1 protein-coding gene is annotated in these 286 nt (G+C 65.4%); it reads right to left on the reverse strand.

Features of this window, described 5'->3' with window-relative positions; translation table 11 throughout:
* A partial coding sequence (locus tag PZH32_RS14030) for an RNA polymerase sigma factor (protein ID WP_275208884.1) occupies nucleotides 1–286 on the reverse strand: 286 nt, incomplete at both ends.

Below are 286 nucleotides of genomic sequence, written 5' to 3' on the forward strand. Positions count from 1 at the left end.
GCGCACCGTGGGCTCCTTCACGCCCAAGATGGCCGCGATGTCACGCGTGCTGTAGTCCTCGAAATAGTACAGGTGCACCACGATGCGGCATTTCTCGGGCAGCTGGGCCAAAGCGGCGTACAGATCCTCGTAGGCGGGATTGCTGAACGATGGTGTGTCCTGCGCCGCGCCCAGGGGCGCGCCGTCGGCGTCGGTGATGTCGCGCAATTCCACGCGTCGGCGCCACAGGGTGCGCCAGTGGCTTTTGCACTCGTTCACCGTCACGCGGATGAGCCACGCCTTGAGG

It is taken from the genome of Adlercreutzia equolifaciens, assembly GCF_029076695.1.
Lineage (GTDB): Bacteria > Actinomycetota > Coriobacteriia > Coriobacteriales > Eggerthellaceae > Adlercreutzia > Adlercreutzia equolifaciens_A.